This window comes from Sphingobium sp. 22B (assembly GCF_001580035.1).
Lineage (GTDB): Bacteria > Pseudomonadota > Alphaproteobacteria > Sphingomonadales > Sphingomonadaceae > Sphingobium > Sphingobium fuliginis.
Map to the genome: position 1 here is coordinate 632,201 of NZ_LTAB01000001.1, position 14,939 is coordinate 647,139.

A 14,939-nucleotide genomic window follows, 5' to 3' on the forward strand; every position below is an offset into this window, starting at 1 on the left:
CTTTGCCGACGCCAGCATGGGGCATGACATGCATGGCCGCCTTCCCGCCGCTTGCGGTCAAAGATCATTTCAGGCCGCCACCCATCGCGCGATACAGTTCGACCATGTTCGCGGCGCGCGCCAGCCGTGTCGCCAGCAGGCTCTGTTCGGCATTATAGAGCGTCCGCTGCGCATCCAGCGTGGTCAGGAAGGGATCGACGCCGGCGCGGAACCGCGCTTCCGACAGGCGATAGCTTACCCGCGCCGCATCCCGCAGCGATGTCTGCGCTTCCATTTGCTCCGTCATCGTGCCGCGCCGGGCAAGCGCATCGGCGACTTCGCGAAAACCCGTCTGCACGCTCTTCTCATAAGTGGCGACCATCGCGTCATAGGTGGCCCGCGCATAACGCAGATTGCCCCTGTTGCGGCCGAAATCGAAGATCGGCAGGCTGGCGGACGGCACAACCGACCATGTATCGCTGCCCGACTTGAACAGATTGGACAGGCCAAGGCTCAACGTCCCGAACGCCGCAGTCAGGGAGATATTCGGGAAGAAGGCCGCTCGCGCCGCGCCGATATTGGCATTGGCCGCCAGCAACTGATGTTCGGCCGCCATGATGTCCGGGCGTCGCAGCAAAGCCGTGGAAGGCAGGTCGGCCGGCAGGTTGGAGAGGGTGACGTCGCCATTCGGCATCGCCGCCGGCAAGTCCTCCGCCGCCACCGTCATACCGGTAAGCAGGTTCAGCGCATTCTGGTCCTGCGCCACCAGGGTCGTCGCTTCGGCAATATCGGACCGCGCCCGGTCATGGCTGGTCTGCGCCTGCCGCACTTCCAGTTCCGACGCGATCCCCTTGGCGAAGCGGGCCTTGGTGAGGTCCAGCGTCTGGCCGAAGGCTTTTTCCAGATCGCGCGCAATCCTCAGCCGCTCCTGATCCGCCGCCATGGCGAGCCAGGCGTTCGCGACCTCTGCGACCAGCGCAGTCTGCGCCGCATTCCGGTTCTCGACCGATGCGAAATATTGTTCCTGCGCCGCCCTGCTGAGGTTGCGCACCCGACCGAACAGGTCGATTTCCCAGGCCGACACGCCCACGGACGCCGAATAGATGTCCATCCGGCCCGTACCGACCTGCGAGAAGGGCGTATCCTGATAGGTGGCGCTACCGCTGGCGTTCACAGTGGGAAATATGTCCGCCCGCCGCACGCGATATTGCGCCCGCGCCTGCTCGACATTGGCAAGGGCGACACGCAGGTCGCGATTATTGGCCAGCGACGTCTCGATCACCCGCGCCAGGCGGGAATCGACGAAGAAATCCTTCCAGGCCGTATCCGCCGGAACGATCGCCTGCCCCTGCCCAGCCGGATAGGCCGGCCCCTGCGGGCTCCCCGCCGGCACCGGCAAGGCAGGGCGCACATATTTGGGCGCCATGTCGCAGGCCGCGAGCGTCAGCGCCAGAGCAGCCGCCGAGAACGGCTTCATCTTGTTCATTATCCTCATGCCTCCTGCGGACCCAGCCGGGCGCCGCCCTCATGCCCGCCCTGATCCTTGCCATGATGTTCGCGGAACAGCCGCTTCACGACGGTGAAGAAGACCGGCACGAAGAAGATGGCGAGCACCGTCGCGGACAGCATGCCGCCGACCACGGCCCAGCCTATGGCGTTCTGGCCGCCTGCGCCCGCGCCCTTCGCCACCGCCAGCGGCAGCACGCCGAAGACGAAGGCGAAGCTGGTCATCAGGATCGGCCGCAGGCGCAGCTTGCCCGCCTCCAGCGCCGCCCGCGCGGGTGGCAGCCCCTCGCGCATCTTCTCCTCGGCGAATTCGACGATCAGGATGGCGTTCTTGGCCGACACGCCGATGGTCGTGATCAGGCCGACCTGAAGGTAGATGTCGTTGTTGAGGCCGACCAGCATCGCGGCGACCACCGCGCCGAACACGCCCAGCGGCACCACCAGCATCACGGCGATGGGCACGGACCAGCTTTCATAAAGCGCGGCCAGGCACAGGAACACGATCAGCATCGACAGCGCATAAAGCGCCGGCGCCTGCCCGCCGGAGGTCTTCTCCTCATAGGAAATGCCGTTCCATTCATAACCGACGCCTGCCGGCAGCTTGGCCGCCATCTCCTCCATCGCCTTCATCGCCTCGCCGGTCGAAACGCCCGGCGCGGGCGCACCCATGATCTGCATCGACGGCACGCCGTTGAACCGCTCCAGCTTCGCCGGGCCATGGGTCCATTCGGTCGTTGCAAAGGAAGAGATCGGCGCCATCGCGCCGCCGCTTCCCCGCACATGCAGCACGCCGATCGAATCCGGCGTGGTCCTGAACGGCGCATCGGCCTGCACATAGACGCGCTTCACCCGGTCGCGGTCGATGAAGTCGTTGACGTAGCTGCTGCCCATCGCCGTGCTGATCGTATCGTTGACATCGGACTGGGCGATGCCCAGCGCGCCCGCTGCCGCCTGATCGACGTTGAGCTTGAGCTGCGGCGTATCCTCCAGCCCGTTGGGGCGCACCTGCGCCAGCCGCTTGTCGGCCATGGCCATGCCCAGCAACTGGTTGCGCGCCTCCAGCATCCTGTCATGGCCCAGCCCGGCGCGGTCCACGAGCTGAAAGTCGAAGCCGGTGGCATTGCCCAGTTCCTGCACGGCGGGCGGCACGAAGGCGATCGCCATGCCTGCGGAAATCCGCTGGAACGCGCCATTGGCGCGCAAAGCGATGGCAGACACCTTGTTGTCGGCGCCCTCGCGCTGCGACCAGTCCTTCATCCTGACAAAGGCGAGGCCGACATTCTGGCCCTGGCCCACGAAGCCAAAGCCGGAGATGGTGAAGACGGCGGCAACATTCCGCTTCTCGTCCGTCATATAGTGATCGCGCACCTTCGCCAGCGTCCGTTCGGTCTCCTCCAGCGTCGACCCGGTCGGGAGCGACACCTGGTTGATGATGATGCCCTGATCTTCATCGGGCAGGAAACCGCCAGGCAGGCGCAGGAAGACCAGCGCCATCCCCGCGACGATCAATGCATAGACCAGCATCGTGCGGCCCCAGCGCCGCTCGACCTTCTCCACGGTCGCGCCGTATCGCACGACATTGCGGTCGAAGGTCCGGTTGAACCAGTCGAAGAAGCGGCCGAAGCGCGACCCCAGCGGGCCGGTCCAGACATGGCTGTGCCCCCGGGGCCGCAGGATCGTCGCGCAGAGCGCAGGCGTTAGGATCAACGCGACCAGCACCGACAACACCATGGCGGACACGATGGTGATGGAGAACTGGCGGAAGATCACGCCCGTCGACCCGCCGAAGAACGCCATGGGCAGGAACACCGCCGACAGCACCAGGCCGATGCCGATCAGCGCGCCGCTGATCTCGTCCATCGACTTCTTCGCGGCTTCCTTCGGGCTAAGCCCCTCTTCCTGTATGATGCGCTCGACATTCTCGACCACGACGATGGCGTCGTCGACCAGCAGGCCGATCGCCAGCACCATGCCGAACAGCGTCAGCGTGTTGATGGTGAACCCCGCCGTATAGAGGATCGCCAGCGATCCCAACAGCACGACCGGCACCGCAATGGTGGGGATCAGCGTGGCGCGCCAGTTCTGAAGGAACAGGAACATCACCACGAAGACGAGCAGCGTCGCTTCGAACAGCGTGTGGATGACCTGCTCCACCGACAGTTTCACGAAGGTCGAATTGTCCACCGGGAAGTCGTATTTGACCCAGCTCGGGAAGGTTTTCGACAGTTCGTTGACCCGGTTCTTCACGCCTTCCACCGTATCGAGCGCATTGGCGCCCGGCGCCAGCCTTACGCCGAAGCCGGCGGCCGGATGGCCATTGAACCTCGCGCCGAAGCTGTAGCTTTCCGCACCCAACTCCACCCTGGCGACATCCGCCAGATAGACGACCGATCCGTTGCTGTTGCTGCGCAGCCGGATCTGCCGGAACTCCTCTGGGGTCCTGAGGCGCGACTGCGCCGTCACGGTGGCGTTCAGCGCTTGGCCGCGGGGCGACGGCGTGCCGCCGATCTGGCCTGCGGAAACCTGCGCATTCTGGGCGCGTATGGCGGATTTGACGTCGCCGGTGGTGACGCCCAGATTGGCCATCTTATAGGGATCGAGCCAGATGCGCATCGCATATTGCGCGCCCAGCAACTGGGTATCCCCCACGCCGTCGACACGGCTGATCGGATCCTGCAGGGCGGAAGCGACGAAATCGCCCGCATCCTGCTGATCATGAATGCCGTCATCGGCATAGACGGCCATGATCATCAGGAAGGTCGAGGTGGATTTGGTGACGCGCAGCCCCTGTTGCTGCACTTCCTGCGGCAACAGGGGGGTGGCCTGGGCCAGCTTGTTCTGGACCTGGACCTGCGCGATGTCGGCATCCGTTCCCTGCTCGAAGGTCAGGGTGATGGTGAGGTTGCCCGCCGAATCGCTGCTGGACGAGAAGTAGCGGAGATTGTCGATGCCCTTGAGCTGCTGCTCGATGATCTGCGTCGTCGTGCTTTCCAGCGTTTCCGCATTCGCGCCTGGATAGGTGGTCGCGATCGTCACCGCGGGCGGCGCGATCTCCGGAAACTGCGCCACGGCCAGCGAGCGCAGGGCCAGAATGCCGGCCAGCATGATGACGATGGCGATGACCCATGCGAAGATGGGCCTGTCGATGAAATAGCGGGCCATGACTTAGTTCGCCCCGCCGGCATTCGCCTGCCTGCCCGCCGTCACCTGCTGCGGCGCGCCCGGCTTCACGACCGTTCCGGGCCGCAGGTTCACCAGGCCCTCCACGACCAGCCTGTCTCCCGCCTTCAGCCCCTTGGTGACGATCCACTTGTCGCCAATGGCCCGGTCTGTTTCGACCTGACGCAGTTCGACCTTGTTGTCCGCACCCACCACCATGGCGGTGGCCCGGCCCCGCGCATCGCGGGTGATGCCCTGCTGCGGCGCAAGGATCGCCTGGCTGCGTTGGCCCTCGACCAGCCTGGCCCGCACATACATGCCGGGCAGCAACAGGCCGTCCGGATTGGCGAAGGTCGCACGCAGCGTTACCGCGCCCGAACTGGGATCCACCGTCACCTCGGAAAATTGCAGACGCCCCTCGATCGGATAGACGCTGCCATTGGGCAGCAGCAACTGGACCCGCGCGCCGTTAGCGGCACTGACGCCGCCTGCCTTCATCGCCTGCTTGAGGTCGATGATCTGCGCGGCCGACTGGGTCACGTCGACATAGACGACGTCGGTCCGCTGGATCGTCGCCAGCGGGTCGGCCTGTCCTGCCTGCACCAACGCGCCCGGCGTGAACAGGGAACGGCCGATCCGCCCGGAAATGGGGGCCCTTATGCGGGTGAAATCCTGGTTCACCTGCGCGGCCTGCACCGCCGCCCGCTGCGCGGCGACATCGGCGCGCGCCTGCTGGGCCGAGGCGGCGGCATTGTCGGCCTCCTGCCGGCTGACGGCGTTGATGCCGACCAGTTCCTTGTAACGCTGCGCCTGCAGTCCCGTCGCCCGGATCGATGCCTGTGCCCGAGAGAGAGCGCCCTGCGCCTGCCCCAGGGCGGCGCGATAGGGCGCATCCTCGATCTCGTAGAGCAACTGGCCCGCACGCACCACGGCGCCTTCGGTGAACAGGCGGCGGCGGATGACGCCGCTGATCTGGGGCCGGACCTCTGCCGTTTCCACTGCGGCGATGCGGCCGGGAAGCTCGGTCGTCAACGGAGCGTTTTCCACCGTCAATTTCACCACACCGACCGCGGGCGGCGGCGGCGCAGGCTGCTGCTGCTGGCCACAGGCGCCCAGCGCAAGGGCCGACGCGCAGGCGAACAGTCCGACAAAAATCCCCTTTTGCATCGGTCGATGCTCCGTTTCCACTGGTGGCTTCAATTGGAATGAACGTTCATTCCGCTTGCGCGGCAGGTAGGAACATGCCACAATTTGTTCAAGAGTAAAAAAGACGGGACGAAGATTTTTGGCTGCATTGCAACATGAACGGAATGCCAGGGACCGCATATTGGATGCGGCCCGCGATCTGTTCGCCGCCAACGGTTTTCATCAGAGCGCGATGGCCGAGCTGGCTGCCGCGGCGCATGTGTCCGTCGGCCAGATCTACCGGCTGTTCAAGGGCAAGGAAGACATTATCGAAGCGATCGTGAATAGCGATACGCGCGAACGCGAAGCGACGATCCTGAGCTTGCAGAACCGGCTCGAGGCAGGGGAGATCAGCATAGAGCGGACCTTCGAACTGCTGCTGCTGGAGGTGATGGACAACCCGCACGAGGCCCTGTCCTTCGATATTCTGGCCGAGGGATTCCGCAACGCGCGCGTCGCGGGCACGATTGCCGACATGTGCAACGGCCTGCGGAAATCCCTGGGAGATTTCGCCTGCGTCGCAAACCCCGGATTGTCGGGCGAAGCGCTGAAAAGCGCCGAAGAAATGATCCTGGCCTGTTTGTTCGGGTTGGGCCATCGCAGCCTGTCGGCACCGACCATCAGCGCTGAGCGTACCGCCAAATGCGCGGCCTTCATGATCGTCGCCGCGCTTCGCGCCATGGACTGAAGGCGCGGGCTTCGGTCCGGCTCGGCTTCCGGTCAGTCTGCCGCGTTGCAGCAGAAATGCCTGAAATCAGCTGCAACTTTCGGCCGCCGGAAACATTCCTGCCCCCAAATCGTTCCCCCGGGAGGCAAGAAATGGGTATCAACATGTCGTTCGACCGCAGCTATTTCGAGGCGCGGCTGGACCGCAATCGCAGGCTGGCCGCCCGCTCCCGCAATCCGGAAATCCGCGCGATCCACATGGAATATGTGCGGCTCTACAGCCAGTTGCTGGAACAGACGGAGCGCGTCCCGGCCTGAGCCACCGGTCCGGCTATTTGGCGGCGACGCCATCGGGCAGCACCACCGCAGACCAGCTCTTGCCGGGCACCAGATATTTGGCCGCCAGCGCCTGAATATCGGTTGGCGTGACGGTCAGCATGTCCTGCGCCATGGTCTGCATCGCCTGTACATAGCGCGGGTCGTGGGTAGCGCCCTCCATCTGGTTCATCCAGAAGGCATTGCCTGTCCCTGCCCGCATCAGCAATTGCCGCATCGGCGCGACGGCGCGCTGCAATTCGTCCTCGCTCACTGGATTTTTGACGAGGTCCGCCGCCGTGTCCTTCACCACGCCATAGAAATAACGGACGCGATCCGGGCGCACTTGGCTCGTCACCAATATGTAACCGCCGCTTTCATAGGAAAATGGCCAGTTGTTCTGGACACTGGGCGAATAGGCCGCGCCTTCGGTCGAACGCAGCTTGTCGAACAGCCGATCGTTGAAAATCTGCGTCAGGATTTCAAGCTGCCGCGCTTCCTTCGTCAGTGCGAACCCGCCTGCCGTGGGCCATGCCATGACCGCCGCCGCTTGCTCCTTGTCGCCCTTGTGCCGCAGGACCACCGGGCTTTCGACATGGGCGGGAAAGCGCATCAGCTTGTTGGCGGCGGGAACCGGAACATCCGCCCGCTGTGGCAGCGCACCGAAGGTCGCCGCCACGGCTGCAATGGCATCGTCCGCCTTCACCTGCCCGAAAATCTGTATCTCGACGGGCCCGGATGCCAGCAGCGGTTCCCATGTGGCGCGGAAGGCTTGCGGAGTCAGCGCGTCGATCTCCGTCCGCGAAGGCGTGCGGAACCGCACATCCTTGTCGTGCAGCAACCAGTTGAGGTCCCGCGCCAGCACGGAATCCGGCGCCCGCTCCATCGCGTCATAGGCGACCCCTGCCCCCGTCTTCACGCGCGCGATCGGCGCGGGGTCCCATCCCGGCGCAAACAGCTTGGTCGCGAACAGCAGCAACTGGTCCTTATAATCCGCCGGACGCGTTACGGCCTGCATTTCAAAGGCATCGTCGTCGATGGCGAAATCCATCCCCATGCGGCGGCCATTGGTCAGGTCATCAAGTTCCCGCTGGCCCAGCTTCCCTATTCCACTCGCCACCAGCGCATAATCCGCCGCCCAGCCCGGCACGGGCCGGGTCGGGGAAAAGGCCTGCTGGCCATGACCGAAGCGGACGTTGATCCGTACCTTCTCTGTCTCCGCATCATTGGCGAACAGGGTCAGCTTGACGCCGTTGGAGAAGACAATGCTTTCCATCCCCGGCAGGCCGATGGGCGTGCGCGAAACGACCTTCCCCGGCGCGCCGAGCTTCGGCAGGTCGGCCATGGTCACGACCTTGTCCGCCAGCCGCGCGTTGGTCGCCGCCTTGACCGGCGCGGCGACAGCGGCGGCCAGCTTCGCGTCGACGCCGGGCTGGACCTTGCCAGTGATCAGCTGCGCGCGGAAGACGCCGGCGGAGAAGAGCCGCCGGGTCGAATCCAATATCTTCTGCGGCGTCATGCCTGTCTTGCCGGAGCGGAAGATGTCCAGCGCCGCCTGCGGGCTGACCGTGGTTTCGCGGATGTCGACCGCGCTCACCAGGTCGCTCGCCTGCTTGGCGCCCGCCTCCGTATCGGCATTCTCGACCTGGATCGCGAGTGCGGTGTCCATCTGCGCATATTCGCGGTCGATCTCTATCTGGCTTGGCGGCGCGGCCTTGGCATCCTCTATGATCGCGCGCACGTCTCCCAACGCCTTTTCCCAATTCTCGCCCGTGGGCACGATGGTGACGAAGGTGCCATCGGCGGACCGGCTGACATCCTGCTGATCCACGCTTGCCTGCAGGAAGCTGCCGCCGCTGCGCGCAGCCTGTTCCAGACGGCGGCTGATGATCTGCAGGGCCAGCATGTCGGTCAGCTTGTCCTGATTGTAGACGATGGTGTCGGCATGCGGCTTCCACGGGCGCAGCCAGGCCATGGTAAGGCCGGTGGGCGCGCCGGGCTCCACAGTCACCCTGGTGGCAGGGGCCTTGGGGTCGGGCTCCCCGAAATCGGGTAGCGGCGCGCCCTTTCCAGGGACGGTCCAGGAGCCGAAATTATCCTTGATCAATTGCTCGGCCATGGCCGGGTCGATGTCGCCCGCAATCGAGATCACGGCATTTTCCGGGCGGTACCAGCGCTGGTGAAAAGCTTCCATCTTCGCCGCCGTGACGGCATTCAGCGTTGCCACCGTACCGATGGGGCTATGGTCGGCCAGCGGCTGGCCAGCGAAGAAATGCCGTCTTGTCGCATCGGAAATCCGCATCTGCGGCCCATCGCTCTCCCGCTTTTCCGCAAGGACCACGGCCCGCTCGGCATTCACGGCGCTCTCGACGATATTGGGGTCGGCCATCATGCCGGCGAGTATCTTCATGCTTTCGCCCAGGCTGGCCTGCGTCGCCTGCGGCAGGTCGAGCGCATAGGTGGTCCCGGTCGGCGTCGTCTGCGCATTGCTGTCGCTGCCGAAGGTGACGCCCAGCCGCTGCCAGATGCGCTTGGATTCCCCGTCGGGCACGTGGCGGGAGCCGCGGAAGGTCAGATGCTCCATGAAATGGGCATATCCCAGCTCATCGGACTGCTCCATCAGCGAGCCGGCGTCGATCCGCAGCCGGACCGACACCTGACCCGGCGGAACGCCATTGCGGCGGACGGCATAGCGCACGCCATTGGACAGGGTGCCGAAGCGCCAGGCCGGATCGATCGGAACATCGCTGTTCTCGTAGAGCCATGGCCTGACCTGCGCCTTGGTCGAGCCCGGCGCCGTGGATGTGGCAGTCGGGTCCGTCTTCGCCCCCAGAGGCGCGGGCGTTCCCGAAAGCAGCAGGGCAAGGACGGACAGCGAAGCGGCGGAACGCCGGAAGGAAAAGCTCATGGCCGCGCAGCCTAAAGAGATTTTCCTGAATGGCCACTGACAAAGAGGAAGGAACCCCATCTTCCCGCGAAGACGGGAATCCGGTCAAACGGCAGGACTGGGCTCCAGCCTTCGCAGGAGCCCATCATATCCAGGATTACCGCCCGCCGGTCTTCTGCACCGCGCCCTTATGCGCGCCGACATTGCTGCCGCCGCGACGGCGCCGGAAATTCTTCTTTGCCGGCTTCGCAGCTTCGCCATCCGGCCGATGCGCCCGTTCGGTATTGCCGCGCTGCTGCTTCTGCTGGTCCTGATAGCGGCGTTGCCCGTCGGCGCGCCGCGTCTTCTGCTCCGGCGTCTGCTCCCGACCCTTGCGCTGCGGCGCGGCCTTGGGAAGATTGCGCACCGCCTCGACGAAATTCTCCGGCAGCGGGACGACGTCCAGCTTCACCTTGGTCGTCCGCTCGATGGCCTTCAGATAAGGCCGCTCGTCGTCCGCCACGAAGCTGATCGCAACCCCCTCCGCCCCTGCCCGCGCCGTGCGGCCGATGCGGTGGACATATTGTTCCGGCACATTGGGCAGTTCGAAATTGATGACATGGCTGACGCCCGACACGTCGATGCCGCGCGCGGCGATGTCGGTCGCCACCAGCAGCTTCACATGGCCATGGCGGAAGGCCTGGAGCGCGGTGGTCCGCTGCGCCTGGCTCTTGTTGCCATGGATCGCCACGGCCTGGATGCCCGCGCCCTCCAGAAAGCGCACGACCCGGTCGGCGCCATGCTTGGTCCGGGTGAAGATCAGCGCGCGGTCGATGTCTTCCTTCTGGATCGTCAGGTTGAGAAGCGCCTGCTTCTCCATCTGGTTGACGAAGGTCGCCTGCTGCCGGACCCGCTCCGCCGTGGTCGACTGCGGCGCGACGCTCACCTTGACCGGATCGTGCAGGAACTGGCTGGCCAGCGCCTCGATCTCGCCCGGCATGGTGGCGGAGAAGAAGAGGTTCTGCCGCTCCTTCGGCAGCAGCTTGGCGATGCGCTTCAACGGGTGGATGAAGCCCATGTCCATCATCTGGTCGGCTTCGTCGAGGACGAAGATCTCGGTATCCTTGATGGTGAAGGCGCGCTGGTCGATCAGGTCGAGCAGACGGCCCGGCGTCGCCACGACGATGTCGACGCCGCGCCCCAGCGCCCGGATCTGCCGGTTGATCGGCACGCCGCCGAACACGACCTCCACGGACAGCTTCAGGAAGCGGCCATAGTCGCGGAAGCTCTGCGCGATCTGCGCGGCGAGTTCGCGCGTCGGCGACAGCACCAGCATGCGGCAGCCCTGGAGCGGCGTCGGCTTGGGATTGCGGGCGAAATGGTCAAGGCTGGGCAGCGCGAAGGCAGCGGTCTTGCCGGTGCCGGTCTGCGCGATGCCGCACAGGTCCTTGCCCTTCAGCAGCACGGGAATGGCCTGCGCCTGGATCGGCGTCGGCGAGGCATATTTCTTGGCGGCCAGCGCCTTCAGGATCGGCTCGGCAAGGCCAAGGTCGGTAAATTGCATGGATGATAACTCACGAATGGGCCCCGGCGTCTTCCGGCAGGGCCGGGACGCAAGGCGGGTTACGAAACGACCCGCGTGAAAAGGGAAGCCTCAAAGCTTGGCGCAGACTTTCATTGGCCGGCCCCGATGCCCGTTCGGGCCGAAGCGATCACGCTGCCAATCGCTGGAAGGGGCGTGAAGCCCGCTGCTGCGTTGCAGCGCATATGGCGGGAATGGCGGAAAAAAGCAAGTGGCGGCTTTCGCCTCCCCCTACAACGTCACCTCCACATGCTTGCTCCGCATCTCTTCGCGCACGTCTCCGCCGAACATTTGCCGGAACATGCCGCCGAGCGACATGTCGGCACGCCAGATTTCCGCGCGGCCAAGATCGAAACGGAGCATCGTCAGATGCGGGTCCTGCCGTCCGCCGGGATACCAGCTCGCTACGTCATGGGTCCAGTACCGGTCGATCACCGCCGGGTCCGTCTCCTCGACCAGGGTGCCGTCGATGCAGGCGAACAGGAAATGTCCCTTGCCTGCGAACTGGGCCATGGCCGGTCCGCCCCTGGCCAGCCGGTTCTCCCGCGTCGTATAGAACCAGAAGCAATGGTTCGCGCCGGGATCGAGCTGCGCCGTCATGGGCATGCTGTGGTCGGGCGACCCTCTCAACCCGACCATCAGGAACGGGCTTTGCGACAATTCCGTCCAGAAGCGGTGGCGGATGTCGGCCTCATTGCTCATCTTCTCTCTCCCTTCGATCTCAGGCGGGACTCAATCGACGGCGCCAAGCGATTTGCGGGAGTCAATTTAGCACGAAAGCTTGATCTTGCGCAGTCTTCTCTCCACATAGCGCGCATGTTGATCGAGACCGAAGCGACGCCCAATCCGGCAACCGTCAAGTTCATTCCCGGCCGTGTGGTCATGGGCATGGGCACCCGCGATTTCGCCACACCGGAAGAAGCGGAGGCTTCGCCGCTGGCCGATGCGCTGTTCGGCCTGGGCGACGTGACGGGGGTCTTCTTCGGCGGGGACTTCATTTCCGTCACCATCGCGCCCGGCGCGCAGTGGAGCGATGTGAAGCCCGACATCCTTTCGATCCTGCTCGAACATTTCTCCGCCAACATGCCGCTGTTCGCGCCCGGCTCGGCAGGCGAAATCTTCGTCCCCGAGGAGGAGGAATTTGCGGACGATCCGGAAGATGAGGAGATCGTCGCCCAGATTCGCGAGCTGATCGACACCCGTGTCCGGCCGGCCGTGGCCAATGACGGCGGCGACATCATCTATCGCGGCTTCGACAAGGGAACCGTCTATCTGCGCATGCAGGGCGCCTGTTCCGGCTGCCCCTCCTCCACGGCGACGCTGAAGAACGGGATCGAACAACTGCTCAAACATTATGTGCCCGAAGTGACGGAGGTCCGCGCCGTCTGAGCGGCGAAACAGTTGGCCGGGAACAATTGGCAAACCCGTGCCGATCGATTAACCGCAGAGCCGGGCATCGCATCGGGCGAGCGGTCAACAGGGGTTTTCTTTGCGCATATTGGTCATCGACACCGCGACACAGGCGCTGTCCGTGGCGCTGCTCGATGACGGAGCGCCCCTGGGCCATTTTCATGAAATCGTCGGGCGTGGCCATGCCGAAGCCCTGCTGCCCGCCATCGCTGCCCTGCCCGACGGCGGCCGGGCGGATGCGATCGCCGTCGATGTCGGCCCCGGCAGCTTCACCGGCGTGCGCATCGGGATCGCCGCCGCGCGGGCGCTGGCGCTGGCCTGGAACATTCCGCTGCATGGCTATGGCGCGCTCGCCATGATCGCGGCCAGGGCAGCGGCAGGGGATCATAAGGGCGAGTCCCTGGCCGTCACCATTACCGGCGGTCATGGCGAGCTGTTCTGGCAGGCCTTCTCCACTGACGGGCTTGCGCCCCTCGGCCCGCCCGCCTCCACGCCGATTGCCGAACTGGCGAAGCAATTGACGCAGCCCACGCTCTACGGCACCGGCGCCGAAGCGCTGGTGACGGCGCGCGGCCATGGCATGGCGGTCAGCCTCTATCCCGATGCCGCGGACTATCCGCTGGTCGCCGGGCTCCCGTCGCTCCCCCCCTCCCCCCTTTATTGCCGTGGCGCGGATGCGCGTCCGATGGCGGAACGGGCAGCGTCATGACGCCGGGCCTGACGCTCCAGACCTATGAGGATGGCGAGCGCAACGCGATGAGCGATGCCATGGACGTCATGGTGCGCGCCTTCGACCCGGCCTTTGGCGAAGCATGGACATTGCCGCAGCTCGCCGGGGTGATGACCATGCCGGGAACCTGGCTCACCATCGCCCGGATCGACGCCGCGCCGGTCGGCTTCGCGCTGGTCCGTTCCGTGCTTGACGAATGTGAATTGCTGCTGTTGGCCGTCAGCCCGCTCTGGCGCGGGAGGGGCATTGGCGAGGACCTGCTGCTCGACAGCCTCAGGACGGCGCGCAAGCGGGGCATTACGTCGATGAATCTGGAAGTTCGCGCGTCGAATACGGCAATAAGGCTATATGAAAAAGCCGGGTTCGAATATGTACACCGCCGTCCCGGTTACTATCGCGGCAACGATGGACAACTTCATGACGCGCTAAGCTTTCGTATCGACATGCTTAGATGATTTAAATCCGCCCTTGCAAAACAGAAACCATCGGTATAGCTGACCCATACCGCTCCTGAAATGATTTTCCTCGGGCGGGTCGCGCAACCAATAGCCTTCGCAGGGAAAAGAAATGGAAACTGAATCAGCGCAGAGCGAACTGCTCATTACTTTGACGTCGGATATTGTCGCGGCCCATGTCTCGAACAACAGCGTTGCCGTCTCTGACGTATCTACCCTGATCCAGAATGTGCACGCCGCGCTTTCCGGTCTGGCCACTCCCGCCGCCGCGCCGGAGGTGAAGCCCGAACCCGCCGTCTCGGTCCGCTCGTCGATCAAGCCCGACTACATCATCTGCCTGGAAGACGGCAAGAAGCTGAAGATGCTGAAGCGCCACCTGATGACTCATTATCAGATGACGCCCGAAGATTATCGCGCCAAATGGGGCCTGCCGGCCGATTATCCGATGGTCGCGCCCAACTATGCCGAACAGCGCCGCAGCCTGGCCAAGAAGATCGGCCTCGGCACCAAGCGCCGTCGCGTCCGCGCTCCCAAATAAACGCGCAAAGCGCAGGCAAACGCCCATGCAAGGGGTGCGCGTATCGCGCGCCCCTTTTATACTAGGACGAAAGCCGCTAGGCTCTTTTCCGAACTTACGCACATTCCAGCCAAGTGAGCCTGCATGAACCGCAAGATCGACGTCGAAGCCCTTTGCCATGAAAAGGGCCTGCGCATCACCGAACAGCGCCGCGTCATCGCCCAGGTGCTGAGCGACGCCACCGACCATCCGGATGTGGAGGAACTGCACAGGCGCTCCGCTGCCATCGATCCGGGCATTTCCATCGCCACCGTGTACCGCACGGTCCGCCTCTTCGAGGAGGCGGGCATATTGGATCGTCACGATTTCGGTGACGGCCGCGCCCGATATGAGGCGGCGCCCGAATCCCATCACGACCATCTGATCGATGTCGAGACGGGCAATGTCATCGAATTCGTCGATCCTGAACTGGAGCAGCTTCAGAAGCAGATCGCGGAAAAGCTTGGCTTCCGCCTGGTCGACCACCGGATGGAACTTTACGGCGTCGCGCTCGACCGCAAGAGCTGAGA

General features: G+C 64.5%; 13 protein-coding genes. 7 read left to right on the plus strand and 6 right to left on the minus strand.

Going from position 1 to position 14,939, the window contains the following annotated elements; genetic code table 11:
• Window positions 1-64: 64 nt before the first annotated feature.
• Genes A0J57_RS02910 through A0J57_RS02920 form a run of 3 tightly spaced genes read right to left on the minus strand, consistent with a single transcriptional unit; the run spans window position 65 to window position 5,811 of the window.
• Window positions 65-1,465 (minus strand): efflux transporter outer membrane subunit, encoded by a 1,401-nt coding sequence (locus A0J57_RS02910; protein ID WP_061938859.1) that lies wholly within the window; start codon window positions 1,463-1,465, stop codon window positions 65-67.
• A 5-nt stretch (window positions 1,466-1,470) separates the two neighbouring features.
• Complete coding sequence (locus A0J57_RS02915) at window positions 1,471-4,647, minus strand: efflux RND transporter permease subunit (RefSeq protein WP_061938861.1); 3,177 nt, start codon at window positions 4,645-4,647, stop codon at window positions 1,471-1,473.
• Window positions 4,648-4,650: 3 nt separating this feature from the next.
• Window positions 4,651-5,811 carry an efflux RND transporter periplasmic adaptor subunit gene (locus A0J57_RS02920; protein ID WP_044662452.1) on the minus strand — a complete coding sequence of 387 codons (1,161 nt, stop codon included), beginning with the start codon at window positions 5,809-5,811 and terminating at the stop codon, window positions 4,651-4,653.
• Window positions 5,812-5,929: 118 nt separating this feature from the next.
• Here A0J57_RS02920 and A0J57_RS02925 point away from each other — a divergent pair, with 118 nt between their 5' ends.
• Together A0J57_RS02925 and A0J57_RS26505 are read left to right on the plus strand one after the other, a co-directional pair.
• Window positions 5,930-6,517: a TetR/AcrR family transcriptional regulator gene (locus A0J57_RS02925; protein WP_025549192.1), complete on the plus strand. Its 588-nt coding sequence runs from the start codon at window positions 5,930-5,932 to the stop codon at window positions 6,515-6,517.
• Window positions 6,518-6,648: 131 nt separating this feature from the next.
• Window positions 6,649-6,813, plus strand: a complete 165-nt coding sequence (locus tag A0J57_RS26505; protein WP_165363355.1) for a hypothetical protein — start codon at window positions 6,649-6,651, stop codon at window positions 6,811-6,813.
• Between the two features lie 13 nt (window positions 6,814-6,826).
• Here the strand turns inward: A0J57_RS26505 and A0J57_RS02930 are convergent, their stop codons facing one another.
• From A0J57_RS02930 to A0J57_RS02940, 3 genes are all read right to left on the minus strand, one after another.
• On the minus strand, window positions 6,827-9,718 hold the full coding sequence (locus A0J57_RS02930) for a pitrilysin family protein (RefSeq protein ID WP_061938863.1): 2,892 nt from the start codon (window positions 9,716-9,718) through the stop codon (window positions 6,827-6,829).
• 136 nt (window positions 9,719-9,854) lie between these two features.
• Window positions 9,855-11,240 carry a DEAD/DEAH box helicase gene (locus tag A0J57_RS02935; protein WP_061938865.1) on the minus strand — a complete coding sequence of 462 codons (1,386 nt, stop codon included), beginning with the start codon at window positions 11,238-11,240 and terminating at the stop codon, window positions 9,855-9,857.
• A 249-nt stretch (window positions 11,241-11,489) separates the two neighbouring features.
• Entirely contained in the window at window positions 11,490-11,960 is a 471-nt protein-coding gene (locus A0J57_RS02940) for a pyridoxamine 5'-phosphate oxidase family protein (protein WP_025549190.1), read from the minus strand.
• Between the two features lie 114 nt (window positions 11,961-12,074).
• Here A0J57_RS02940 and A0J57_RS02945 point away from each other — a divergent pair, with 114 nt between their 5' ends.
• The 5 genes from A0J57_RS02945 to A0J57_RS02965 all read left to right on the plus strand — a co-directional run bounded on the left by A0J57_RS02945 (window position 12,075) and on the right by A0J57_RS02965 (window position 14,937).
• On the plus strand, window positions 12,075-12,647 hold the full coding sequence (locus A0J57_RS02945; RefSeq protein ID WP_061938867.1) for a NifU family protein: 573 nt from the start codon (window positions 12,075-12,077) through the stop codon (window positions 12,645-12,647).
• Between the two features lie 100 nt (window positions 12,648-12,747).
• Window positions 12,748-13,377, plus strand: a complete 630-nt coding sequence (gene tsaB / locus A0J57_RS02950) for a tRNA (adenosine(37)-N6)-threonylcarbamoyltransferase complex dimerization subunit type 1 TsaB (protein WP_061938869.1) — start codon at window positions 12,748-12,750, stop codon at window positions 13,375-13,377.
• Window positions 13,374-13,853: a GNAT family N-acetyltransferase gene (locus tag A0J57_RS02955; RefSeq protein WP_025549186.1), complete on the plus strand. Its 480-nt coding sequence runs from the start codon at window positions 13,374-13,376 to the stop codon at window positions 13,851-13,853. The genes tsaB and A0J57_RS02955 overlap by 4 nt, the downstream gene beginning before the upstream one ends.
• A gap of 112 nt (window positions 13,854-13,965) precedes the next feature.
• On the plus strand, window positions 13,966-14,391 hold the full coding sequence (locus A0J57_RS02960; RefSeq protein ID WP_025549185.1) for a MucR family transcriptional regulator: 426 nt from the start codon (window positions 13,966-13,968) through the stop codon (window positions 14,389-14,391).
• 123 nt (window positions 14,392-14,514) lie between these two features.
• Entirely contained in the window at window positions 14,515-14,937 is a 423-nt protein-coding gene (locus A0J57_RS02965; protein ID WP_025549184.1) for a Fur family transcriptional regulator, read from the plus strand.
• Window positions 14,938-14,939: the final 2 nt, after the last annotated feature.